Source organism: Tardiphaga sp. (genome assembly GCF_028290495.1).
Lineage (GTDB): Bacteria > Pseudomonadota > Alphaproteobacteria > Rhizobiales > Xanthobacteraceae > Tardiphaga.
The window spans coordinates 1-22,097 of the sequence record NZ_JAQGJT010000150.1 but is presented as its reverse complement, the minus strand read 5'-3'; the positions used below and the strand labels follow the sequence as shown (position 1 = coordinate 22,097).

Below are 22,097 nucleotides of genomic sequence, written 5' to 3'. Positions count from 1 at the left end.
AGATAGGCGCCGCCGGCAGGACTGCCACGGCCGGCTTCGACTTCCTTGGTGATGGCATAGGTCGCGAGATCGCGGGTCAGCACGTAGCGGCCGTCACTGCGGCTGTCCTGATCCACATAGTCTGTCTCGAACTCATGCATGTCGGCATTGAGCAGCTTGCCGCCTAATTTGTAGCGGAACGGATCCCACATGTTCGGGTCCATGCCGACCAGTCGCGGCGCGAGGTGGCAAATCGGGAAGAATTGCACGAACTCCATGTCGATCAGTTCGGCGCCCGCGCGCAGCGCCAGCGCATAGCCGTCGCCGCCCATGTTGGACGAGGCGCTGTTGCGGCGGTACAGGCCGGTGAGGCCGCCGGTGGCGATCACCACGGCCTTGGCAGCGAGCGTGACGAGCCGACCGCTCGGCAGATGCAGCGCGGTGGCGCCGCAGGCTTCGCCGTCACGGATCGCGATGTCGACGATGACGAGATCGCCTATGCGGCGGATGCCGTCGGCATTGTTCAACTGCGTGCGCAGCGTCTTCGATACCGCGGGGCCGGTGGAAAGAATATCGACATAGGCGCAGCGCGGCCGGTCGTGGCCGGGCGCCTGAGCCTGCTTGATGTGGCCGTCCTCGCGCGCCCAGCCGACCTTCCACGCATCCATCTCGCGCAGCCGATGCGGGCCGTCCTCGCATAGCAACGCGGCGAGGCGCTCGTCGCACAGGCCCCTGCCCGCAGCCAGCGTGTCGGTGAAATGGTGCTCCCAATGGTCCGGCGTCTGCTCGCCCAAGGCCGCGGCCACCGTCATCTGTGCCATCACGGTGGCGCCGCCGCGCCCGATCAGGCTGCGGTCGGCAAGAATCACCGAGCCGCCGCCGCGTGCGGCTTCAAGCGCCGCATACATGCCCGCGCCGCCGGCGCCGATCACCAGCACGTCGGTCTCGAGATGTGTCGGCGTCACCGCCGCCGCGTGGTTGTTTGACTCAGTCATTGCCAATTCCGATTCGCGCCGAAACGCATCATTGTGTACAGGCCGGCGTGGCCGCGCCGAGATAGGCATCGACGATGGCCGGCGATTTCGACAGCACCGACGATGGTCCCTCAAGGACGATGCGTCCACCTTCCAGCACATAGCCGCGCGACGCCAGCGCCAGTGCCTTGCGCGCGTTCTGCTCGACCAGCAGAATGGCCATGCCCTGGCCGTTGAGATCGGCCAGCAGCGCGAAAATCTCCGACACGATCAGCGGAGCCAATCCCATCGACGGCTCGTCCAGCAACAACACGGAGGGCCCGGCCATCATGGCGCGGCCGATCGCCAGCATCTGCTGCTCGCCGCCGGACAGTAGCCCGGCCGGCTGGCGGCGGCGCTCCTTGAGGCGCGGAAAGCGGTCGTAGATCGCCGCCAGCGTGTCCGCGGCGCTACCCTTGCGACCGTAGGCGCCGACCCGCAGGTTTTCCTCGACGCTGAGCGGGGCGATGACCTGACGCCCCTCCGGCACTAGCGACAGCCCAGCGCGGACGATCCGCTCCGGCGCCAGCCCGCCGATGATGCTGCCGTTCAGCCGGATCGCCCCCGCGGACGGACGCAGCAGCCCGGCGATCGTGTTCAGAAGCGTCGTCTTGCCGGCGCCATTGGCGCCGACCACGGTGACAATCTCATCGGCCTGCACGCGCAACGACACGTCATGCAGAACGTCCGGGCCGCTATAGCCCGAACAAAGGCCTTCGATCTCAAGCATCATCGACTCCCAGATAGGCTTCGATCACCTTCGGATCGGCGCGCACGGCGGCGGGTTTTCCCGAAGCGATCGGCCTGCCGAGATTGAGCACGTGGATTTCGTCGCAAACACCCATCACCAGGTCCATGTCGTGTTCGACCAGCAGCACCGTGACACCCTGCGACGGCAACACCGCTATCAGGTCGCGCAACGCGATACGCTCCTGACGTGTCATCCCCGCGGCGGGCTCATCGAGCAGCAGCAATCGCGGATCGAGCGCCAGCGCGCGCGCAATCTCGATGCGGCGGCGGTCACCATACGAAAGGTCGCCCGCTGGCGTGCGCGCATGCCGGCCAGCGCCGACCTGCTCCAGCAAAGCGATCGCGCGGGCGTCGCATTCGGCCTCGATGCGGCGCAGCCGTGGCAGCCGCAGCAGGATATCGAGCGGACCTGCCGTGGGCACGTGCAAGGCCAGCACGACGTTCTGCAAGGCGGTGAGATCGGGGATCAGGCGGATGTGCTGGAACGTGCGCGCCACGCCGAGCCGTGCGAGTTGGTTTGCCGGCTTGCCCTGCACCGCTGCGCCATCAAGCAGGATCGCGCCCGTTGTCGGCGTATCGACGCCGCTGATGACATTCATCAACGTGGTCTTGCCTGAGCCGTTGGGACCGATCAGCCCGACGACGGCCCCCGCTGGAATCGACAACGAAACACCGTTCAGCGCGGCGACGCCGCCAAAATGCCGCGACACATTCTGCAGTTCCAGAAGCGCGGTCATGCCAGCCTCCGCCGCAGGATGGCGGGCAGCGAGGCAACACCTGTCGGCAGGAATAATACGGCAATCAGCATCGCGGAGCCCACCAGGATCTCGCGCATCTGCGCCGAGAAGCGCAGCACCTCGGGCAAAACCGTGATGATGGTCGCGCCAATCACCGGGCCCAGCACATTCCAGGCGCCGCCGAGCACTGGCGCGATGGCGGTATCGACGCTGCGCAGGAAACCAAAGTCGCCGGGCGCGACAAACATGTTGAGATGGGCCGCGAGGCCGCCGCCCAGTCCGGCAATCGCGCCGGACACCGTGAAAATCGCCAGCTTGAATTGCGCGACGTCATAGCCGGCCGTGGTGACGGCGAGTTCATCGGAGGCCACCGCGCGCATCCGCTCGCCGATCCGCGAGCGCCGGACCGCCCAGGTGAAATAGATCACCACGACAAGCAGCAAAGCGAGATGCCAGGTCTCGGTCAGTTTCGGAATGCCGAACACACCGAGCGCGCCGCCCGTGGCCGCGTCCCAGTTCAAAGCGATGACGCGCACCACCTCGGTGAAGGCCAGTGTCGCCATCGTGAAATAGTCGCCGCGCAGACGCAGCACTAAAGACCCTAAAGAAAAGGCCGCAGCCGATCCGATCAGCAGCGACGCCAGCAGTGCAGGACCGAACGGCCAGCCTTGCTGCATGGTGAGCCAGATAGACAGATAGGCACCGAGCGCCATCAGACCGCCAGTCGCCAGCGAGAACAGGTTGACGCCGAGCAGCAGAAAACAGCCGAACGCCAGCGCCGAGTTCAGCAGGCAGAGATCGATGACATTATGATAGGATTCGAAGAGATCGATCATGCCCGTTTGGTTTCTATTGTGGCGAACAGGCCGGTCGGCCTGACGATCAGGATCAGAAGCACCAGGCCGAAGCCCACCGCGTCGCGATAGCCGGAGCCCACCGCGACGATGCTGCCGACTTCGACAAGGCCCAGCAGCAATCCGCCGACCAGCGCGCCGGCAACATTGCCAAGTCCGCCGAGGATCAGCACCGTCAGCCCCTTGAGCAATATGCTGTCGCCCATGAACGGCGAAACTGACTGAAACAGCAGCGACCACAACACGCCGGCGCCGCCGGCCAGCGCGCCTGATACGAAGAAGGTGGCGATGCGAACACGGTCGACGGGGATGCCGACCAGACGACCGACTGTCTCGCTGAAAGCGATCGTCCGAATGGCACGGCCGAGATTGGTCAGCCGCAGCAGCAGAGCAAGCGCCAGCACCATTGTCAGGGCGGCACCGATCGAGACAAGCTGCAGCCATTGTAGCCGTGCGCCAAACAAATCCAGCGATGCGCCGGCCAATGCATTGTCGGGATAGCGCACCACCTGGGTGCCGAACACTTCCTGCGCGACGCCGATCAGGATGCGGGCGAGCGCCAGACTGCCGACCATCCCCATCCAGCGATGCGCCCCGCGCCGCTGCAAGGTACGAAACACGATCAGTTCACTCAACACGCCGAGCAAGCCCGCTGCCACGGCTGCCGCGACGATCGCCAGTGGAAGCGGCAGCGCGAGACGTCCGACCACCTCCAGCCCGACATAGGCGCCCCACATGAACACCGCGCCCTGCGCCAGGTTCAGCACGTTCATGACGCCGAACACCAGTGTGAACCCGATGGCAAAGACGGCGTAAACGGCCCCGAGCGAGAGGCCGTTTACCAGTTGTTGCAACAGCATGTTGACCTCAGGCTGTTGGCGCGGCGACGAAGATCTTGCTGTTGCCGTCGCCAATCAGCACTTTCACCTGCGCGGTGATATCGCGGTCTGCGTTCCAGCTGAACTTGCCGAGCACGCCGTCGAAATCGGTAATCTCGGCCAGCTTGTTGCGGATGAGCTTGCTGTCGGTGACGCTGTCCGCGCGGCGGATCGCTTCAGCAATCAGATGGGCTGCGTCATAGCCCTGCGCAGCGTAGATGTCCGGCGTGGAGCCGTAGCGCTTCTGGTAGGCGGCCACAAAGGCCTTGCTGCGCGGGCTGTCATAGCCGGCGAACCAGGTGGCGCCGACGATGATGCCATTGGCAGCGGGACCGGCGAGTTCGAACAGCTTCGCCGAAATGTTGGCGTTGCAGCCGATGAAGACGATCTTGTTGTCTATACCCAACTGCCGCGCCTGGCGCAGGATGGCAGCGGCTTCTTCGGCCAAGGTGCCGAGAATGATCGCATCGGGGTTTTGCGCACGGATCTTGGTAAGCTGTGCCGAGAAATCGACATCGCCGCGCTGGTAGCTTTCGATACCGACCTGCTCGAGCTTGAGATCGGCAACCGCCTTCTTCTGCACGTCATGCGCACCGCGGGTCAGTGCATCGTCCAGCCCGTAGATCAACGCAACGCGCTTGATGCCATGCTTTTTCACGGCATAGCTCAGCACAGTCGGGAACACCTGGTCTTCCGGCACGCTGGTGCGGAAGATGAAGTCGCCGATCTTGGTGACGTTTGGCGCGGTGTTGGAGCTGGCGATGACGGGAATGCCCGCCTGCTGCGCCAGCGGATCGGCGGCGAAGGCCGAGTTCGACAGCGTCGGGCCGAGTATGGCGATGACCTTGTCCTGCCGGATCAGCCGCTGAAAGATATTGACGGTCTGGCCGCGGTCCGCGCCGTCATCGGAATGCAGCGCCTGCAGCCGGATGCCGTTCAGTGTATTGCCCGCGTTCAACTCGGCAAAGGCGAGTTCGATCGCCTGCTTCTGTTCAGTGCCGTAAAGTGCTGCAGATCCGCCGGTCGTCGATTGCACGAGACCGACTTTTGCTACCCGCTCGCTTTGCGCGAAAGCCGATGAACCCGACAGGACGGCTACGCCGCCAAGAGCCAGGACGCGACGACGTGACATCAAACCAAACGACATGCTTACCTCGATCAACCGATTCAAAATTCAAGAATGCGTTGAAGCCGGAGCGGCTGGCGGGTGTCAAGGCGCGCAAAATAAACGCCCGATTATTCCACCGACGACGCCAAATCGAGAAGACTGGCCTGACTAACGGATGAAATTTGAAATCAAACTCGACCGCAATTTTCCGAGAAATATCTCACAGACGTGATACGCAAATTTCTCGTCGATCTTCGTCTTGTGCATAAAACGTAGGGTGCGTTGATGTTTCAACCACCGCGATCTCACACAGCGCCGGCGACATCGTACTTCTGCAAATCATCGATGTGAAGAAAGCACCTTTCACAAACGGCCGCATATCAGAAATTGCGGGCAGCTCTGGGCGGGGCGATCGTTGCCGAGCCATGCGCTTACGTTCGGATCGTCTGACCCACTGACCTGACAGATATTTTGAACCAGCGGGATAGAGGGCGCTGCATTGCCACGCTCCGATCCAGATGGTGGGCGTCAGGTGCCGATGTCTGTGGTGCAGGTGGTCGGTAGTTCAGCGAGGAGTTCGGTCGGACCGTGTTTTCGTGATTGCGCCATTGCTCGATAACGACCGTGGTTTCCTTCAGGCTGTAGAAGATCTCACCGTTCAGGCATACATCACGCAGCTTCCCATTGAAGGACGCGCAGTAGCCGTTCTCCCACGGACTGCCTGGCTCGATGTAAAGTGCTTTCGCCGCGAGCTTTGCAAACCAGCTGCGCACGATCCTGGCCGTCATCCCCGGACCGTTGTCGGATCGATGTGCTCGGGAACGCCCTTGGTGTTCACGGCGTCAGATCCGCTGAACCCGATCGCAACCGACCTGCCAGCCGGCAGTAACCAGCAGCGATGTGATCCGGCGATAGCCATACCGTCCGTATCGGGATGCCAGAGAGATGATCTCTCTCGTCAGCGCATCTTCATCAACCCGGACGATCGTGGTGTAGCGGCAACTCCTCGCGATCGGAATTTATCGTCTCACGAAATGCGCAGTGCGATCGGCTGCATCGAAGTGCATGCGACATAGACGTCGAGCAAGAACTCTTGACGGCAAATCACTTTCACATCTACGATAAAAAAGAGAACGATCGTTCTGCAGAACAGAACGCCTCGGCGACTGGCGGGTACGACCGTGGCGATGCGCAATCATTCCACTTCCGTGAATGCTCACTGACATCGAACTAACAAAGGGCCTCTCGCAACGGGAGGCCGAGAGGAACGAGCATGAAAGAGTGGGTGAAGTTGGCTGTATCTTCGCGAAAGATGCTGATCGCTAACAGAGGGGAAATCGCGGTTCGTATCGCGCGAACAGCTGCGGCCCTGGGGATTCGTACCTGCGCGATCTATCCCGAGGACGATGCTGGATCACGTCATGTCGCGACGTCTGACTGGGCTGTGCGCATTCCTGGTCGCGGCGCGGCTGCTTACCTGGACCATGCAGAGATTGTCCGAACGGCGGTGCGCGAGGGATGCGATCTCATCCATCCCGGTTACGGCTTTCTTTCCGAAAATCCTGATTTCGCCGATGCATGCATAGCGAACGGGCTAACCTTCATCGGCCCAAACGGGGATGCGTTGAAAGCGCTGGGCGACAAGGTCCAGGCCCGCCAGATAGCTCGGAGACTTTCTGTCCCGCTGATCGAAGGGCTCGACGTCGTCAACATGCCGGAAGAGCTGGCTTCATTTTTCGATGCGCAGGGCGGCAGCGCGATCGTCATCAAAGCCGTGTCTGGCGGCGGCGGGCGCGGCATTCGTATCGTGAAGAAGCGCGATGACATCGCCGAGGCGCTGCGCGGGTGTCGTGCGGAAGCGCTTGCCGCGTTTGGTGATCAGAATGTTTACGTCGAGCGTCTGGTCGAGCGTGCGCGGCACGTCGAAGTTCAGGTCATTGCCGATGGTGAAGGAGGTGTGATCCACCTCTGGAATCGCGAATGCAGCCTGCAGCGGCGAAATCAAAAAATCATCGAGATTGCTCCTTGTCTCTGGCTCTCGCCCGATTTGGCCGATGCCATGTTGAAAGACGCTTGTCGCATCGTTCAGGCGGTCGACTACGTTGGCCTTGCAACGGTCGAATTTCTCTATGACGTCGATCGGAACGAATATGCGTTCATGGAGGTCAATCCGAGAATCCAGGTCGAGCACACGGTTACCGAGGAGATCCTTGATCTCGATCTTGTTGCCCTGCAGATCGCCGTGTGTACCGGATCGAGCCTGCAACAGCTCGGGCTTAGCCAGCAATCCATTCCGCAGCCGCGGGAAGTTGCTATTCAGGCACGCGTGAATGCGGAGATCATGGCGGCCGACGGAACGGCGAGTCCGGCAGTCGGCATGGTCTCGCTTTATGAGCCGCCGGGCGGCCCGAAGGTGCGTGTCGATGGCGCTGGCTTCTCGGGCCTGATGCTGACGCCTTACTACGACTCATTGCTCGCGAAAGTGATCGTCCGCGCGGACGGCGGATGGGAAGCCGCGCGCGCGGGGCTGGATCGCGCATTGTCTGAATTCCAGGTCGCTGGCGTCGAGACGAATATCGGCTTTCTCAGAAGCGTTCTGAGATTGGCCGAGGTGAGATCCGGCGAGTTCACGACCCGGCTCATCGACCAAAAGACGCGCGAGCTGGTCGAAGGCAACATTCCACCGCAAAAATTCGAGACAGCGCCGGCAACAACGCAGGGCATCGCGCAGGCGGGCCTGAGTATCGGTGGAGGGAATGTCGGCGTCCCCTCGCCGATGGCAGGTGTCTTGATCTCGTTGCTGGTTGCTGAAAACGAGCCCGTCGGAGTCGGGATGCCTGTCGCCGTGCTCGAGGCGATGAAGATGGAGCACGTCGTTACATCTCAGGTCGCAGGATATGTCAGGCAGCTTGCTCCGGTCGGATGCACCGTCGGCAAGAACGATATGCTGATCGTTGTCGCGCCTGCCGAGGTAGAGGTGGCCGCCGAAGCGGTCGCGAGTGTGGTGGACCCCGACGCGATCCGTCCCGATCTTCAGGACGTGCTGGACCGGCTCGCGCTTTGCGAAGATGTTGCTCGCCCTGCGGCGATCGCGCGTCGGCATAATTCAGGCAAACGTACCGCCCGGGAAAATGTCGCCGATATCTGCGATCACGGGTCGTTCGTCGAATACGGCGCATTGGCCGTTGCGGCGCAGCGCGGTCGGCATTCGGAGGAGTATCTGAGAGCCAATAGCCCTGCGGACGGTATCGTGGCAGGCATCGGCTGTATCAATGGCGATGAGTTCGGATCAGACAGAAGCCGTGTTGCCGTGATGGCCTACGACTACAGCGTTTTTGCGGGCACGCAGGGACATTTCGGCCATCGTAAGACGGATCGGCTGCTGAGCATCGCGGAAAAGGCCGCGCTGCCTGTCGTCATCTTTGCAGAAGGCGGGGGCGGCCGGCCGGGGGATACCGACAACAAGCCCGGCGTCAATTTGGCCAATCCCACGTTCTGGAAAATGGCTCGCATATCCGGCATTGCGCCGCTGGTGGGCATCGCCTCCGGAAGGTGCTTTGCAGGCAACGCGGCCGTACTTGGCGTTTGTGACGTTGTGATCGCCACCGAAGACGCTTCGATCGGTATGGGCGGCCCGGCGATGATCGAAGCGGCCGGTTTGGGCACGTGCTCGCCGGAAGAAGTGGGCCCGGCTGCGACACATACCGCCAACGGGGTCATCGACGTTCTCGTGCGTGACGAGGCTGAAGCGACCGCCGTCGCGAAAAAATATCTCTCGTATTTTCAGGGCAACACCAAGAATTGGGACGCGTCCGATCAGCGAACGCTTCGGGCGGCTGTTCCGACCGACCGCAAGCGAGCCTATGATGTGATGCCGATCATCGAAACGGTGTTCGATATTGGTTCGACGCTCGAACTGCGCCGTGGCTTCGGCCGAGGTCTCATCACGGCCTTGGCGCGTCTTGAGGGACGCGCTTGCGGCGTGATCGCCAATGTTTCGGCCATCAATGGCGGCGCAGTGGATCGCGACGAAGCCGACAAGGCTGCGCGCTTCATGCGGTTATGCGACGCCTATGACATTCCCATCGTCAGCTTCATCGATACGCCGGGCTTCATGGTGGGCCCCGAAGCCGAGACTCGCGCCAATGTCAGGCACTTCAGCCGCGTGTTCCTTGCAGGCGCGAGTCTGACGACGCCGATGATCAGCGTAGTGTTGCGAAAGGCCTATGGTCTCGGCGCAATGGCCATGAGCGGCGGCAGCTTCCACGAGAGCAGCCAGTTGACGTTCAGCTGGCCGTCGGGGGAGTTCGGTGCAATGGGCCTTGAGGGCGCTGCGCGTCTTGGTTTCCGCAAGGAGCTCGAGGGCATCGACGACATTGGCGACCGCGAGCGGCGCTATCGCGAGATAGTCGATGGCATGTACCAGGCAGGCAAAGCGGTCAGTATCGCTCCCTATCTCAGCATCGACGCCGTGGCGGATCCGGCCGACACACGCTCGCTTCTCGCGAGTGGATTGGGGGCCTTTGCGAAGATGCACGGGGAGAAGCGATCCAAGCGATCGTTCATCGATGCCTGGTGAGCAGTCCCAGATTGGACTTCTGAAAACAAGAAAAGCGAGAGGAAGCGAATTTCATGACTGACACACAGTCGGAGGCAGCACGACATCTGGCCACGGCGCGCAGCGATGCGGCGAAGGGCCCTCCAGGGCAGACTGCCCGCTCCATTCGCAAAGTGGGAGTCATCGGCGCCGGGACGATGGGCGCGGGCATCGCAATGGCAATGTCCAATGCCGGCCTTTCCGTGACCTTGGTGGAGACAACCGAGCAGGCCTTGACGCGCGGCATCGGCATGATCCGGGCAAGTTACGATGCCTCGTCGGCAAAGGGACGTCTCACCGCCGCAGATGTCGATGAGCGCATGGCGCGCATCGTCGGCCGGACCGACATGGAAAGTTTTCATGATGCCGACCTGATCGTGGAGGCCGCATTCGAAGATATGAATGTCAAGCTTGAGATTTTCCGCCGGCTTGACGCGATCGCTCCAGCCGGAGCCATTCTTGCTACGAACACGTCGCGTCTCGACGTGAACGAGATCGCGCGTGCGACATCGCGGCCGCAAAGCGTGGTCGGCATGCACTTCTTCAGCCCGGCACAAGTCATGAAATTGCTGGAAGTGGTGCGCGGCACGGCGACGGATCCCGCGGTGCTCGCCACCGTACTGGCTCTAGCCAAGCAGATCGGCAAGCAGCCCGTTCTGGTCGGCGTGTGCGACGGCTTTGTCGGCAATCGCATGGTCAGTCACTATACGCGAGAAGCTCAATTCCTCGTCGAGGAAGGGGCGTCACCAGGGCAAGTGGACGGTGCGCTCGAGCGCTTCGGAATGGCCATGGGGCCGCTCCGGATGCAGGATATGGCCGGCCTCGACATTTCATGGGCGGCGCGCAAGCGGGCCGCTCCCTCACGGCCTGAAAATGTCCGCTACTGCAAGATCGCGGATACGATCTGCGAGTCCGGCATGTTTGGTCAGAAATCCGGCGCAGGCTTCTATCGCTACGAACCCGGCAGCAGGAAGCCTCTCGCGGATCCCCGCGTCGAGAGCATTGCTGTCGCCTGTGCCGCAGAGGCGGGAATCCGGCGACGCGCCATTTCGGACGAGGAGATCGTCGAGCGGACCATTTTCGCGCTGGTGAACGAGGCCGCCAACATCCTGGCTGACGGCATCGCTCAGCGTGGCAGCGATATCGATGTGATCTATGTCGATGGTTACGGCTTTCCGGCCGCGCGCGGTGGCCCGCTGTTCTACGCCGATGAAGTGGGTCTCGCCAAAGTTGCCGAGCGGATCGAGGCCTTTCGCGCCGAGCAGGGCATTCTGTGGACACCGGCTCCGCTGTTGCTTGAGCTCGCCCGCAGCGGCAAGTGCCTGTCCAACTATGTTTGAGGCGGCGCCACGCCGGTCGGTAGGAAAGGTAAGGTAAGGGATGATCGATAAGACCATGTCCAAGTTCGAGGATGCGGTTGCTGGCGTGAGCGATGGCGACACCATCCTGATCGGCGGCTTTGGCGCCTCCGCTGTGCCGACAAAATTGCTTCAGGCCCTGCTGCAGCTGGGTGCACGCGATCTGACTGTCGTGAACAACAATGCAGGTAACGGCCCGCTCGGCCTGTCGGAGCTGATCGCCGCCGGACGCGTGCGCAAGGTGATCTGCTCCTACGCGCGTTCCTCCAACCCGACGGCACCGAACCAGGTTGCCTTTGCGGAAGCCTGGCGTGCCGGCGCGGTCGAACTCGAATGCGTCCCTCAGGGCACAATGTCGGAGCGTATGCGTGCGGCCGGAGCTGGGCTCGGGCCGTTCTTCACGCCGACCTCCTACGGCACCCGTCTCGGCGAAGGCAAAGAACAGCGGGTGATACACGGCAAGGGCTACGTGCTCGAAGAGCCGCTTCATGGCGACTTCGCCTTCGTTCGCGCTCACCGTGCGGACCGTTGGGGCAATCTCGTTTATCGCAATGCGGATCGCTGCTTCGGTCCGGTGATGTGCATGGCGGCGCGGATCGCCGTCGCACAAGTGGAGGAGGTGGTGCCGCTCGGAGCGCTTCATCCGGAGTACATCCATACGTCCGGGATTTTCGTCCAGCGTGTGATTGAGACGATGGAGGACGTAGCATGACCATTCGACGTCTCACGCGCGACGAGATCGCGCGCGCTGTCGCTCAGGATATCCCGGATGGCTCCTACGTCAATCTGGGCATCGGCATTCCGACGCTCGTGGCCAAGCATCTGCCCGACGATCGCGAGATCGTCTTGCACAGCGAGAACGGCATCGTCGGGATGCGCATGGACACCAACCCGCAGCGTGCCGATACGAGCTTGCTCAATGCAGGCAAGCAGCAGATCGTCCTGCTGGCAGGTGCATCGATCATCGATCACACGATCTCGTTCGCCATGATGCGCGGTGGGCATATCGACATCACCGTGCTCGGCGCGTTCCAGGTCTCGGAAACCGGCGACATCGCCAATTGGGATACAGGCGATGCCAACTCCATTCCCGCCGTCGGCGGCGCCATGGATTTGGTTGTGGGCGCGCGGCGTGTCATCGCGGTGATGGAGCACATCACCAAGGAGGGCGCACCCAAGCTGGTCGATCGTTGCAGCTATCCGCTCACTGGGATGAATGTAGTCGATACGATCTATACCGATCTGGCGATCCTCGATGTCAGAGCCGAGGGCTTCGTCGTTCGGGCCGTCGTCGACGGCCTCTCCCTTGACGAACTACAGAAGAAGACCGGCGCACGGCTACACGCAAGTGGCGGCGAGATAAAGCTTTACGCGCCGCAGCCGACTAAGGGGTCGCCTGTCCTAGGCTAAACCTAATCAAAAAATATCTGGAGGAGGAACAATGTCCAAGCACAACACATCGCAGCGTCTGACGAAATGGACTGCAACAATCGCACTGGTGGCGACGATAGGGTTCGTTGCGCGAGCACCGGCCGTCGCCGACACATTTCCGACGAAACCAATCCGTTTTGTTGTCGGTTTCAGCGCCGGAAGCTCGATAGATACCGTCGCCCGCATCGTCGCGGAAGGTCTGCGCACGAAGTACAACTGGAACGTAGTCGTGGACAACCGCACGGGCGCCAACGGCCAGATCGCTGCGGGGGAGCTGCAATCGGCACAGCCCGATGGCTATACGATGCTGATCTCCAATTCGAGCACTATCACGGTCAACCCGCTGATCTATAAAAAGCTGTCCTACAATCCGTCGCAGTTCATGCCGGTGACAACCGTCGTTAGTGTGCCGTTCATTCTGACCTACAATCCGGAAAATGAGCGGCTCTCCGGTGTAAAGACGCTGGCGGACCTGATTGATCGAGCCCGCCAGAAGCCCAACGAACTACTGTACGGATCGGCTGGTATAGGCAACCTGATCCATCTGGCGACCGCGCTGCTTTCCACCTCCGCAAAAATTCAGATGCGGCATGTGCCATTCCGCGGTGCTGCGCCGATGCAAACGGCTGTACTGGGCCGGGACATCGACATCAGCTTCGACACCACGTCGGCCGTGCCCCTGATCAAGAGCGGAAACCTTAAAGCACTGGCCGTGTCGGCTGCAGAGCGTTGGCATGATCTTCCGGACGTGCCCACCGTCGCGGAACAGGGCTATCCCGGCTATGACGTGTCATTTTGGGTCGGTGCATTCCTGCCCCCGAAGACGCCCGCCGGCATTGTCGAGACCGTCAACAAGGCATTCAGGGCCATCACCGAAGATCCGAAGATGCAGACGCTATTGTCGCAGCAGGGACGGATCATGGCTATGACGCCGGAGCAATTCGCGGACAAGATCAAAGCTGAGACGGAGCGCAACGCGTCTATTGTCAAGGACGCCAAGATCGAGATCGAGTAACGCGGGAACACGTGCGGGCAATCGATGCGACCGCTTCAAAGTAACAAAATTGCAATCGTTCGAAATGGGGAACGATGTTGTTGCGGGCGTTCGCGCTCTGCTTTGATGCGGTCGTCGCTTGATCGCCGTCAATGTCTGCGAGCGCGGCGGCCGCCTTTTCCAATCGGACCGCGCCGAGATCATCTGGCTCGATGATCATCACCGCGTTCTGCGCTACCGCATCGACGGAGCTTCAGTTTTCTTTGCTCATCGCCCTATGGACCAGCCAGCGCCAAGGCGACCTGATCAAGATTACCTGGTCACAATACGACGGCACGCACATCCGGCTGCAACAGGGAAAACGCAGCAAGGGTAGAGCGAAGAAGCGTGTCGTGATTCCGGTCGGTCCGGCGCTGAAGGCCGCGCTCGACGCGCGCCGGCCTGATGGTGCGGACGGTCCCATCCTGCGCAACACCTTCGGCGAACCGTGGACCAGCGACGGCTTCCGGGCCTCATGGGGCGAGGCGTTTGATCGAGCGAACCTCGGTGACTTCGATCTGCATTTCCATGACCTGCGCGGCACCGCGGTGACACGGCTCGCGCTGGCGGGCTGCACCGTACCGCAGATTGCTGCGATCGCTGGCCACAGCCTTAGAGACATGAAGTGAAATGCCGTGACTGCCACATTGAACGCGATGTAGCAGAGGTCAGTCGCTGCCCAAAAGTCCTCCGGCGCACTTGCCAATCGATCCTTGAACTGGCGAATTTCCCATCCAAGTTTTCGCATGTCGGCTGGCGCCGCCAACCCAAAGACATAGTCTGGCGGCTTGGACGGAATTTTGATGTGAGGCACCGTCGCCCCCTTCACGAACGACAAGTGAACGAAAACTGCAAACCGCGGTGAAAACCGCGTTTACCGTTCCGTTTTGTTCTATGGAAGTGGTTTTCTTAAAACCCTCATCGCCTGAAAGGCTAGAAGGTGGTGGGCGCACCAGGGCTCGAACCTGGGACCCGATGATTAAGAGATACCCGGTCGGCCAGCCTTCTCAATCACTTATGTGTCGCACCGCGAGCGATTTCCGGCGAGATCTGGCATTTGTCGCACGGCTCTGAAAGCCTACTCCGCCTGCGACTGGTCCGAAAACGCAAAAAACCGCGCCACCCCTAAGGATGACGCGGCCCGATGTCGCCAAGATATTATCACCATTGGGGGAGAGGTAATTAGGCTGCTTCCGCAATTGAGGGGCGAGCCCCTTATTGATAAACTTAAAGAATATCGTGGTGGTCGGAACGGATTCGACGGAGCCACTGACACGCATACCGCCACAGCTGTAGGCAGGAATTGACTCGCGAAATAGCGATTTTATGCCAACTCTGGCAAAATTAGATTGTGAGAGGTCTAACCGGCATCGCGGCGGTTAAGTCGTAGACCGGGCCGACAAGGTTTCACCACAGCGCTAAATTTTTCGTGGACCGTCCCATTGTTGGCAACCGTCAACGACTAAGGGTTCGGTAATGTTCCCACCGAGTTGAGTGAGCCATGGCTAAACGCCCCCCTTGCCCTCAATGTGCGTCGCCAGCGTCGCTAGCCGCAATCGCTCCGGTATCAAACGAACTCATAACAGAGACCTACGAATGCAGACGGTGCGGCCACAGCTGGAGCGTCACGGCTCTTGATCCAATTCACGCCGCCGGAGGCTGGATTACTGGCGAACTCAGGCCCCCAGCCCGATAATCCAGCTGCGCTAATCGGTCACAGCAGCTAGGTACGTTGCCGTGTCGACAGGGAGCGATTGTCGCCACAGAGAGAGGATGGTCACCCCGCCGTCAGGCGTTGATCGGTGACAAAGAGCCGGTAACGCTCCTGTCACGACAGTGGGAAGCCATGGTCATCAAGCGCACACCATCCAGTGTCGAACCGGAATTCGACATCGAAGTCTTACTGGGGGCTATTAATCCGATACTGAACGAGATGACCATCGAACACATTCGCGAACTCGTGCGAGAGATCGAAGCCCAGACAGTAAAGTCAACGCATTAGGCAATTTGAATCGGTTCAAATTGCGACGCACACGTCAAGCGTATCCCCAGAATTGCAGATCCCGTACGCCAAGTTTCCCATCATCTTTTAATCCGGCGATCTCCGCGACTTTGCGATCATGTTCCCAGATTTCAATGTCGTCGGCGCCCAAAAGCGACCGCGCGGCCAAGATTGCGTAAACGTCATTTTTGACGATGACGTCGGTCACCTTGATGGAATGGCCGTCTCGGTCAAAGAAGTAGACACAGTAATGAGCCATGGAACCCCGTAGGTTGAGGCGGGACCACTCCCACCCCTCAGTCACCGGTCGAAGCCAAAGGCAACGCAGTAATTGCCTACTGTGCGCGCGTCGACATTGAAAGTCTGCACGGCAATTGACTTAAGGCCGCCCGGCGACTTCTCTATCAGCACCACCGAGCCTTCATCTCCAGGACTATTGCACCCAGCCCGTCTCGCTATGGCGACCCGTAAAGATAAGCGGTAGCATAATAACTACAAGCTGGTGAGAGATCGATAAGTTCGCGCCATTGACGTCAAAGCCACGAAATTTCCAGCAGCGTGCTCTCGTGTAGCCAGCTCGCAGAATACGAAGAAAAGAGCCAGACACTGCAGTCTCCATCGCCCCTTCGTCACGTTTGCAGGCGATCGTCCATTTTCTTATGTTTCTCCAGATCCAGCAACGCCATGCGAATCAACGTCGCAACCAAGTCCAACCCTAACCGGTCGGCGCTCCGCCCCAGCTCGGCCAGGTAGGTCTCCATTCTCAATAAGTCAGTATTATCGTTTTCGGACACGATCGGCACCATCTGCATTTTCTAAGATCCCCGAAACGGGAGGAGACGATCACCATCTCCGCATCGAACGTCTCAGGCTGAGTCGTTGCTAACTAACAGGACTATTAACGTATCGACGCACCTACGGTTTCAGTATCTCGAAAATTTGTGCCTTACACAGAAGTCGTGCTTGCTGTAGTCACTGATTTTACCGTCTGAATTTTCTTGCGGTGTGTACACCTAAAGGGTCTGACGTTGAATCTTGGTCATTCCCGGGTAGAGATTAGCCTTCCATCGGGTATCCGAATTTGCGCATGCGGGCCATTCGCCGGGTGGATAATTTGGATCTCGCATAACCGCTCCTAAGTGAACGGTATGTGACATATGTTCTAAGCTTGTTTTGCATCGCAGCGAGTAAAATTGACCACGCGAGCGGACAAACGGCCAACATCAAAGCTGCCCGTTCGTGGGAGTGGCGACGAGCCAAAACCCGCTACATGACGCGCCTCTACTCCAGCCGCTTGTCGTCTCGCGCGGCGGGATGGATAAGCAGTTTTTCCCCTTACGATTTAGCTGACTAATCGGGCCCGCCCTAACTGGTGGGTTTTTCTTCGAAGCATAAGGCAAAGAGAATGGTCACTTTCTAGCGCCTCATATTACGAAAACGCAGCGAGCCGGGATCAAAATCGATTAAACCGAGTTCTCTCTGCTCCTAACCAAGGAGAAAGCCATGAGTGTCAAAGGTGAGATCAAAGAAGGTGCCGGCTTCGTCAAGGAAGAGATGAACGAGCACGGCAAGAATCCGGAGAGCAAGAAGAAAGCTCAGGAAGGCCGAGACCTGCGCAATGAGGGCCGTGTTGAAGATGGCAAGGCGCCGAAGACCACCCCCCCCGGCTCCGGCCATCCCGAGAAGTAGAGCTTTAAAACCCGCCCTAACCGGCGGGTTTTTCTTTGAACCTTTTTTTGATTCGATCTGACACACCATCGCTGGGGGATTTCAGGGCCCAGTATTTGGCCAACGTCGCCAGGGCGATTATACTCCGCTCAGGCGACGTTGTGCGTATGGTGCAACACAGGCGCGACGACGCCCCTGGGTGTCACAAATCGCGCAGACAAGTTCCATTCGGCGTGGTTGGATCGAGTCTCGCAATCCTGCGGCTGGATGCACCCGTGACCCGACCTATTTGCGTAAAGTGCGGCGCCCCGTTGAAGTTTGAGAAGCAGCAGCATACCGGTCTGCGGCAATGGGTTTGCTTGATGTGCGAAGTCCCAGATCCGATCGAGATCGCTGCAGGCTGGATCAAAGGCGAGCTTAGACCGCTAAGTGACTGACGCGGGGGCGGCACTTTCGCTTGAACCAAATTGCCGCAGGCTGGACCAACTTGCGGGCGGCGGCAGATTCGAGGACGTCATGGCAGCAATCGCACGAGTTTTTGCACGGGCCTTTCCGGCAACAGCAGGTTCAACTCCGACATTCGAAATCATCGTGATATTCTGCGGGCTGGGCCTATTGGCGTCGCTTTGGGTGGCCAGTTACGGGCTGGACCTGAGCGTCGGGTTTTTCTGATCCGGCAGTCTGGCTCGCCCTGATCCGTGGCGGCACGATCACCTTGGGTTTTACCTTAGGTAACAAACCCTAGGACCACTGATCGCCCTATCGCCCTATCCCAGTGGTTTGTCGTCCTCAGTCGAAGGCGTGGCTTCCAACGAGCAGATATCGCCGCCGCCGAGGTCCTCTTCCGGCGGCGAGAAGGACGGCGGCGAATTCTTGTTGATACGATCGATCGCGTTCAGGAGGTTGGCTGCGTCGTCAGCGGCACCTATGCCGAGACCTTCCTGCAATTTTCCCTCCAGAGCCGCGGGCGCGTTGGTCTCAAAGTCCCAGACCACCCATCCGTTGTCGAATAGACGCAACTCGTAGCGCATCCAAAGAATCCCTCAGTAAGGCTTAGATGTTGGGCTGGGCTGGTCTGGTTTGCTGTTCCATTTCTTCCGCAGGATCCGTAGGGGCAGGAACGGCTTGCCTATCGCGCGCGCCTTGGTCTGGATACCATTGATACTGCGATTCAATGCCGCGGACGCACGTATTAGGGTTGCTCCGCTTTCTACCAAGATCGCGAGTTTCTTGAGCTCGTCGTCAGTCCACGAGACTTTCGTCGGATGCTTCGCCATGGGGTCCCTGCTCCATCAATCCTTTAGTTTCACCACCGGCTTTTCTACTGACAAGAAGGAAAGGCCCCGCCTCTTGATTAGTCATGGCAAATGCGGGCGGGGCCAATACGCCGCGTGGAACTGGGGGAAGCACGAGGCGCTTCATATAAATCGGGAGAGGCCATCTGCGTTCCCTCGACTGCGCAGATCGGAGGGCGTTAGCGGCCGAGCCGCATCCGCTCCTCTCACCGGCCGGTACATCGCCGCGTCATCACGACGGCCGAGCCGCCCTAGCCTCTCGCCCCTAGGCCATTTGGATTTGTCAAAAAAGAAGCCCCGAGCATGGGGGATGCCGGGAAGCCCGGGATCACAAGCTCCTTGAGATCGCGGCCGGGATTCATCAGAGTTTCGGTCGGCGCCTAGAACGATGCCTTTCGCAAGCCGGGCGGCAACGTGGCCGAGTACGCGGCCGGGTCCGGGCGATCGCCGACGGCGCGCTACGCAATGCTGGAACGGCGGGATCGGCCCATTCGATCCTCGGTTCTGCGGACGACCTGAAGTTCAGATCCTCGATGACGCTCTTCGATGCGGCAGGCGCCGGCCCTTTGCACCGCGAGACCCTCCAGCGCTTCTTCGACGGCGAAGAGGAGGATTCCACGACCGTCGGAATCGTCAAAAGGTGGAGTTCGGGAGCACGCTGGGGACACCCCGGGCGCTGCGTGGGAAACGGAGGAACACCCAATCGGTTCGGACGTTTACAGCATATGTCCGATGATGATGACATTCCCGAAATCGCCGCGCCGCTTGTAGCCGTCGAGGAGACCAATCGGCTCTCTCGCCGGACGCCGGCGACCGAAGTTAGCCGTCGGATAGCCCTCGTGCCCGCGGACACCGAGGACGACGCATGGCGACTACGGCGGATCCCATGTGTCGCGATTGGCTCCACCCATCCCTGTTGGTCGCTGACAGCACGGAGACCCCTGAGTGGCATGTCGTCGGAGATCTGGTCTTCCGGTCGATACCGAGTCCAGTCGCGGCGAAGAAACAAGCCAGGAAGGCATGATGATGTCGAAGAACGGCAATGACCGGGAGACGCTGTCAATGTGGGCAACGGACATCCTCTTGGAGGCGGACGCCATCGCGCCGTGTCCGGATCACGGCTATCTGCGGCTGCACCACAGCCATCACGCCGTCGACTATGCGCTATCGATCGCGGAGCATCGGCGCTTCTCCGGAAAGAACAAGAAACAGCGGACGAAAGCCGTGGAAAGGGTTCTCGACGGCTTGGCGGACACCTGTCCGGCCTGCGACTGATGGCGAGGAAGCTGAAGATCTACCAGACGTCGATCGGGTTCTTTGACCTGGCCATCGCGGCGCCTTCCATGAAGGCCGCACTTGATGTCTGGGGTGCCGATAGCAACCTCTTCCACCAGGGCTTCGCAAAGGAGGTCAAAGACCCGTCAGTCGTGGCGGCCGCGCTTGAACATCCCGGCGTCGTCCTCAAGCGGCCTGTCGGGACCCAGGGCGCCTTCAAGGAGACGGCCGAATTGCCGAGGGGGCTTGCTTCTGGGGCAGCCAAGGCCGCGCCCCGCCAGCGAGAGGCGGCGCTTCCTCGATGCCATCCCGCTCCCCAGGCGGACAGCAAAGGAGCACGCGAGGCAGCAGTCGCTTTCGAGAAGCAGAAGCGGAAAAGGGAGGCCGCGCGCCAACGGGAGGAGCTCACCCGGAGCAAGCAGCGCGAGAAGATAGCCGCGCGGATCGCCAAGGAGCAGGATGCCCTGCAAACGGCCGGGAATGAGCATGACGCACGGATTGCCGCCATCCAAGCTGAACGCGACGACTTGGATAAGCGCGAAGGGTCGGAGAACGACCGCTGGGAGAAAAAGCGCGAAAAGCTTGCAAGCATGTTGCGGCGAGCAAAAGCCGAAGATTAGCGGCGCCGATATCCGTCCAGCGCGACTTTCAGGAACCTGGCGGTCTGGCTCGCCGCGGTGGCCGCAACGAGCGCCGGGATGCCGGCAACCACCACCTGCCCCCCTTCGTCCCCGGCGCCGGGACCCATATCGATCACCCAGTCGCTCTGGGCAATTACCGCCATGTCATGCTCGACCACGACCACGGTGTTTCCGGCATCCACGAGCCCCTGCAACTGCTTCATTAGCTTATCAACGTCGGATGGATGCAGGCCGGTGGTTGGTTCGTCCAATACGTAGAGCGTCGAACCACGCTGGATGCGCTGCAATTCCGTGGCGAGCTTGATCCGTTGAGCTTCGCCGCCGCTGAGTTCGGTCGCGGCCTGTCCCAAGCGGATATAGCCCAAACCGACTTCGCGGATGACGCCAAGTGAACGTCGCAGTGCCGCGTCATCGGCGAAAAACACAAAAGCGTCATCCACCGTCATAGCGAGCACGTCGGCGATCGATTTCCCGCTGACTTTGATTTCAAGGGTCTTGGCGTTGTAGCGCGCCCCGTGACACGTGGGACATGGTGCATAGACGCTCGGCAGAAACAGCAATTCCACGCTGACGAACCCCTCGCCTTGACACGTCTCGCAGCGCCCTTTGACGACATTGAACGAGAAACGCCCGGCGTCGTAATGCCGGGCCTTGGCCTGCTTCGTGGCCGCGAACAGTTTACGGACGTGATCGAAAAGTCCGGTATAGGTCGCCAAGTTCGAGCGCGGCGTGCGTCCGATCGGCTTCTGATCGACCACGACCAGCCGCTCGATCCGATCTATTCCGCCGATGATCTCGCCACCCAATGTCTCGACCGCGGCTTCGAGCAGTTCGGCTTCTTCGGGCGTGGCGCCCTCTCCGTCATGACGCTGCCCCAACGCTCCCGCGACCGCCTCCACTAGGAACTGACTAATCAGGCTGGATTTTCCCGAACCGGATATGCCGGTCACGGCGGTGAACATGCCGAGCGGGATGTCGACGTCGAGCTTGTCCAGGTTGTTTCGCGCGACGCCGCGCAATTGCAGGTAGCCCTGCGGCTCCCGCTCACGGCGCTGCGGGCGAACGCCGGGTCCGAACAGGTATCGGCGCGTCTGCGATGCCTCGACGTCCGCGAGCCCTTGCGGGTCCCCACTGTACAGCACTTCACCGCCGAGTGCGCCGGCGCCTGGGCCTACATCCACGATCCAGTCGGCATGGCGGACGACGTCCAGTTCGTGCTCGACCACAAACAGCGAGTTGCCGGCGGCCTTCAGCCGGTCCAACGCGCGGAGTAAGGCCTCGGTATCAGCCGGGTGCAGACCGGCGGAAGGCTCATCCAGAACGTAGACGACGCCGAACAGATTGGAGCGGACTTGGGTTGCCAGCCGCAGCCGCTGCAGTTCTCCGGGCGAAAGCGTCGGCGTACTGCGTTCTAAAGTGAGATAGCCCAGACCGAGGTCGAGGAAAACCGCCAGACGCGCGTCCACGTCCTCCAAGAT

At 60.6% G+C, this 22,097-nt stretch carries 22 protein-coding genes and 2 pseudogenes; 12 read left to right on the top strand and 12 right to left on the bottom strand.

Annotation, left to right across the window (positions count from 1 at the left end):
* The 7 genes and pseudogenes from JWQ24_RS22320 to JWQ24_RS22290 form a co-directional block, all read right to left on the bottom strand.
* On the bottom strand, positions 1-974 hold a 974-nt coding region (locus JWQ24_RS22320; RefSeq protein ID WP_299812638.1), incomplete at its 3' end, for an FAD-binding protein.
* A 28-nt stretch (positions 975-1,002) separates the two neighbouring features.
* Positions 1,003-1,722, bottom strand: coding sequence for an ABC transporter ATP-binding protein (locus JWQ24_RS22315; RefSeq protein ID WP_299812637.1), 720 nt, complete (start codon positions 1,720-1,722; stop codon positions 1,003-1,005).
* Positions 1,715-2,479 (bottom strand): ABC transporter ATP-binding protein, encoded by a 765-nt coding sequence (locus tag JWQ24_RS22310; protein ID WP_299812636.1) that lies wholly within the window; start codon positions 2,477-2,479, stop codon positions 1,715-1,717. The genes JWQ24_RS22315 and JWQ24_RS22310 overlap by 8 nt, the downstream gene beginning before the upstream one ends.
* A complete protein-coding gene (locus tag JWQ24_RS22305) occupies positions 2,476-3,315 on the bottom strand; it encodes a branched-chain amino acid ABC transporter permease (RefSeq protein ID WP_299812635.1) in 840 nt (279 codons plus the stop codon). Before JWQ24_RS22305 ends, JWQ24_RS22310 begins: the two co-directional genes overlap by 4 nt.
* Positions 3,312-4,193, bottom strand: a complete 882-nt coding sequence (locus JWQ24_RS22300) for a branched-chain amino acid ABC transporter permease (RefSeq protein WP_299812634.1) — start codon at positions 4,191-4,193, stop codon at positions 3,312-3,314. The genes JWQ24_RS22305 and JWQ24_RS22300 overlap by 4 nt, the downstream gene beginning before the upstream one ends.
* A 7-nt stretch (positions 4,194-4,200) precedes the next feature.
* Positions 4,201-5,358 carry an ABC transporter substrate-binding protein gene (locus tag JWQ24_RS22295; protein ID WP_299812633.1) on the bottom strand — a complete coding sequence of 386 codons (1,158 nt, stop codon included), beginning with the start codon at positions 5,356-5,358 and terminating at the stop codon, positions 4,201-4,203.
* 392 nt (positions 5,359-5,750) lie between these two features.
* Positions 5,751-6,299: pseudogene (locus JWQ24_RS22290) on the bottom strand (integrase core domain-containing protein); the annotation flags it as partial.
* Positions 6,300-6,592: 293 nt separating this feature from the next.
* On the opposite strand from JWQ24_RS22290, the gene JWQ24_RS22285 reads away from it, so the two are divergent.
* The 7 genes from JWQ24_RS22285 to JWQ24_RS22255 all read left to right on the top strand — a co-directional run bounded on the left by JWQ24_RS22285 (position 6,593) and on the right by JWQ24_RS22255 (position 15,740).
* Complete coding sequence (locus JWQ24_RS22285) at positions 6,593-9,898, top strand: carboxyl transferase domain-containing protein (protein ID WP_299812632.1); 3,306 nt, start codon at positions 6,593-6,595, stop codon at positions 9,896-9,898.
* Between the two features lie 53 nt (positions 9,899-9,951).
* Positions 9,952-11,256 (top strand): 3-hydroxyacyl-CoA dehydrogenase, encoded by a 1,305-nt coding sequence (locus JWQ24_RS22280; RefSeq protein WP_299812631.1) that lies wholly within the window; start codon positions 9,952-9,954, stop codon positions 11,254-11,256.
* Positions 11,257-11,296: 40 nt separating this feature from the next.
* Positions 11,297-11,986 carry a 3-oxoacid CoA-transferase subunit A gene (locus JWQ24_RS22275; protein ID WP_299812630.1) on the top strand — a complete coding sequence of 230 codons (690 nt, stop codon included), beginning with the start codon at positions 11,297-11,299 and terminating at the stop codon, positions 11,984-11,986.
* Positions 11,983-12,684 (top strand): 3-oxoacid CoA-transferase subunit B, encoded by a 702-nt coding sequence (locus tag JWQ24_RS22270; RefSeq protein WP_299812628.1) that lies wholly within the window; start codon positions 11,983-11,985, stop codon positions 12,682-12,684. The genes JWQ24_RS22275 and JWQ24_RS22270 overlap by 4 nt, the downstream gene beginning before the upstream one ends.
* A gap of 31 nt (positions 12,685-12,715) precedes the next feature.
* Positions 12,716-13,720, top strand: a complete 1,005-nt coding sequence (locus JWQ24_RS22265) for a tripartite tricarboxylate transporter substrate binding protein (RefSeq protein ID WP_299812627.1) — start codon at positions 12,716-12,718, stop codon at positions 13,718-13,720.
* Between the two features lie 191 nt (positions 13,721-13,911).
* Entirely contained in the window at positions 13,912-14,367 is a 456-nt protein-coding gene (locus JWQ24_RS22260) for a tyrosine-type recombinase/integrase (RefSeq protein WP_299812626.1), read from the top strand.
* 1,166 nt (positions 14,368-15,533) lie between these two features.
* A complete protein-coding gene (locus JWQ24_RS22255; RefSeq protein ID WP_299812625.1) occupies positions 15,534-15,740 on the top strand; it encodes a hypothetical protein in 207 nt (68 codons plus the stop codon).
* Positions 15,741-15,774: 34 nt separating this feature from the next.
* Here JWQ24_RS22255 and JWQ24_RS22250 read toward each other — a convergent pair whose 3' ends face one another.
* Together JWQ24_RS22250 and JWQ24_RS22245 are read right to left on the bottom strand one after the other, a co-directional pair.
* Positions 15,775-15,999 (bottom strand): hypothetical protein, encoded by a 225-nt coding sequence (locus JWQ24_RS22250; protein ID WP_299812623.1) that lies wholly within the window; start codon positions 15,997-15,999, stop codon positions 15,775-15,777.
* Positions 16,000-16,369: 370 nt separating this feature from the next.
* Positions 16,370-16,546: a hypothetical protein gene (locus JWQ24_RS22245; RefSeq protein ID WP_299812621.1), complete on the bottom strand. Its 177-nt coding sequence runs from the start codon at positions 16,544-16,546 to the stop codon at positions 16,370-16,372.
* Positions 16,547-17,243: 697 nt separating this feature from the next.
* Between JWQ24_RS22245 and JWQ24_RS22240 the strand changes: the two genes are divergently transcribed.
* Together JWQ24_RS22240 and JWQ24_RS22235 are read left to right on the top strand one after the other, a co-directional pair.
* On the top strand, positions 17,244-17,429 hold the full coding sequence (locus tag JWQ24_RS22240; RefSeq protein WP_299812619.1) for a hypothetical protein: 186 nt from the start codon (positions 17,244-17,246) through the stop codon (positions 17,427-17,429).
* A 495-nt stretch (positions 17,430-17,924) separates the two neighbouring features.
* The gene (locus JWQ24_RS22235) at positions 17,925-18,080 is read left to right on the top strand and encodes a response regulator (protein WP_299812617.1); all 156 of its coding nucleotides are present in this window, start codon (positions 17,925-17,927) and stop codon (positions 18,078-18,080) included.
* Positions 18,081-18,175: 95 nt separating this feature from the next.
* Here the strand turns inward: JWQ24_RS22235 and JWQ24_RS22230 are convergent, their stop codons facing one another.
* Together JWQ24_RS22230 and JWQ24_RS22225 are read right to left on the bottom strand one after the other, a co-directional pair.
* A complete protein-coding gene (locus JWQ24_RS22230) occupies positions 18,176-18,439 on the bottom strand; it encodes a hypothetical protein (protein ID WP_299812616.1) in 264 nt (87 codons plus the stop codon).
* Between the two features lie 12 nt (positions 18,440-18,451).
* On the bottom strand, positions 18,452-18,685 hold the full coding sequence (locus tag JWQ24_RS22225; RefSeq protein WP_299812615.1) for a hypothetical protein: 234 nt from the start codon (positions 18,683-18,685) through the stop codon (positions 18,452-18,454).
* 461 nt (positions 18,686-19,146) lie between these two features.
* Here JWQ24_RS22225 and JWQ24_RS22220 point away from each other — a divergent pair.
* The 3 genes and pseudogenes from JWQ24_RS22220 to JWQ24_RS22210 form a co-directional block, all read left to right on the top strand.
* Positions 19,147-19,314: pseudogene (locus JWQ24_RS22220) on the top strand (DUF1810 family protein); the annotation flags it as partial.
* A gap of 415 nt (positions 19,315-19,729) precedes the next feature.
* Positions 19,730-19,978, top strand: a complete 249-nt coding sequence (locus JWQ24_RS22215) for a hypothetical protein (RefSeq protein ID WP_299812614.1) — start codon at positions 19,730-19,732, stop codon at positions 19,976-19,978.
* Positions 19,978-20,598, top strand: coding sequence for a cell envelope biogenesis protein TolA (locus tag JWQ24_RS22210; protein ID WP_299812613.1), 621 nt, complete (start codon positions 19,978-19,980; stop codon positions 20,596-20,598). The genes JWQ24_RS22215 and JWQ24_RS22210 overlap by 1 nt, the downstream gene beginning before the upstream one ends.
* Here the strand turns inward: JWQ24_RS22210 and JWQ24_RS22205 are convergent.
* Positions 20,595-22,097, bottom strand: a 1,503-nt coding sequence (locus tag JWQ24_RS22205) for an excinuclease ABC subunit UvrA (protein ID WP_299812612.1), incomplete at its 5' end; no start/stop codon positions are given. The genes JWQ24_RS22210 and JWQ24_RS22205 overlap by 4 nt on opposite strands.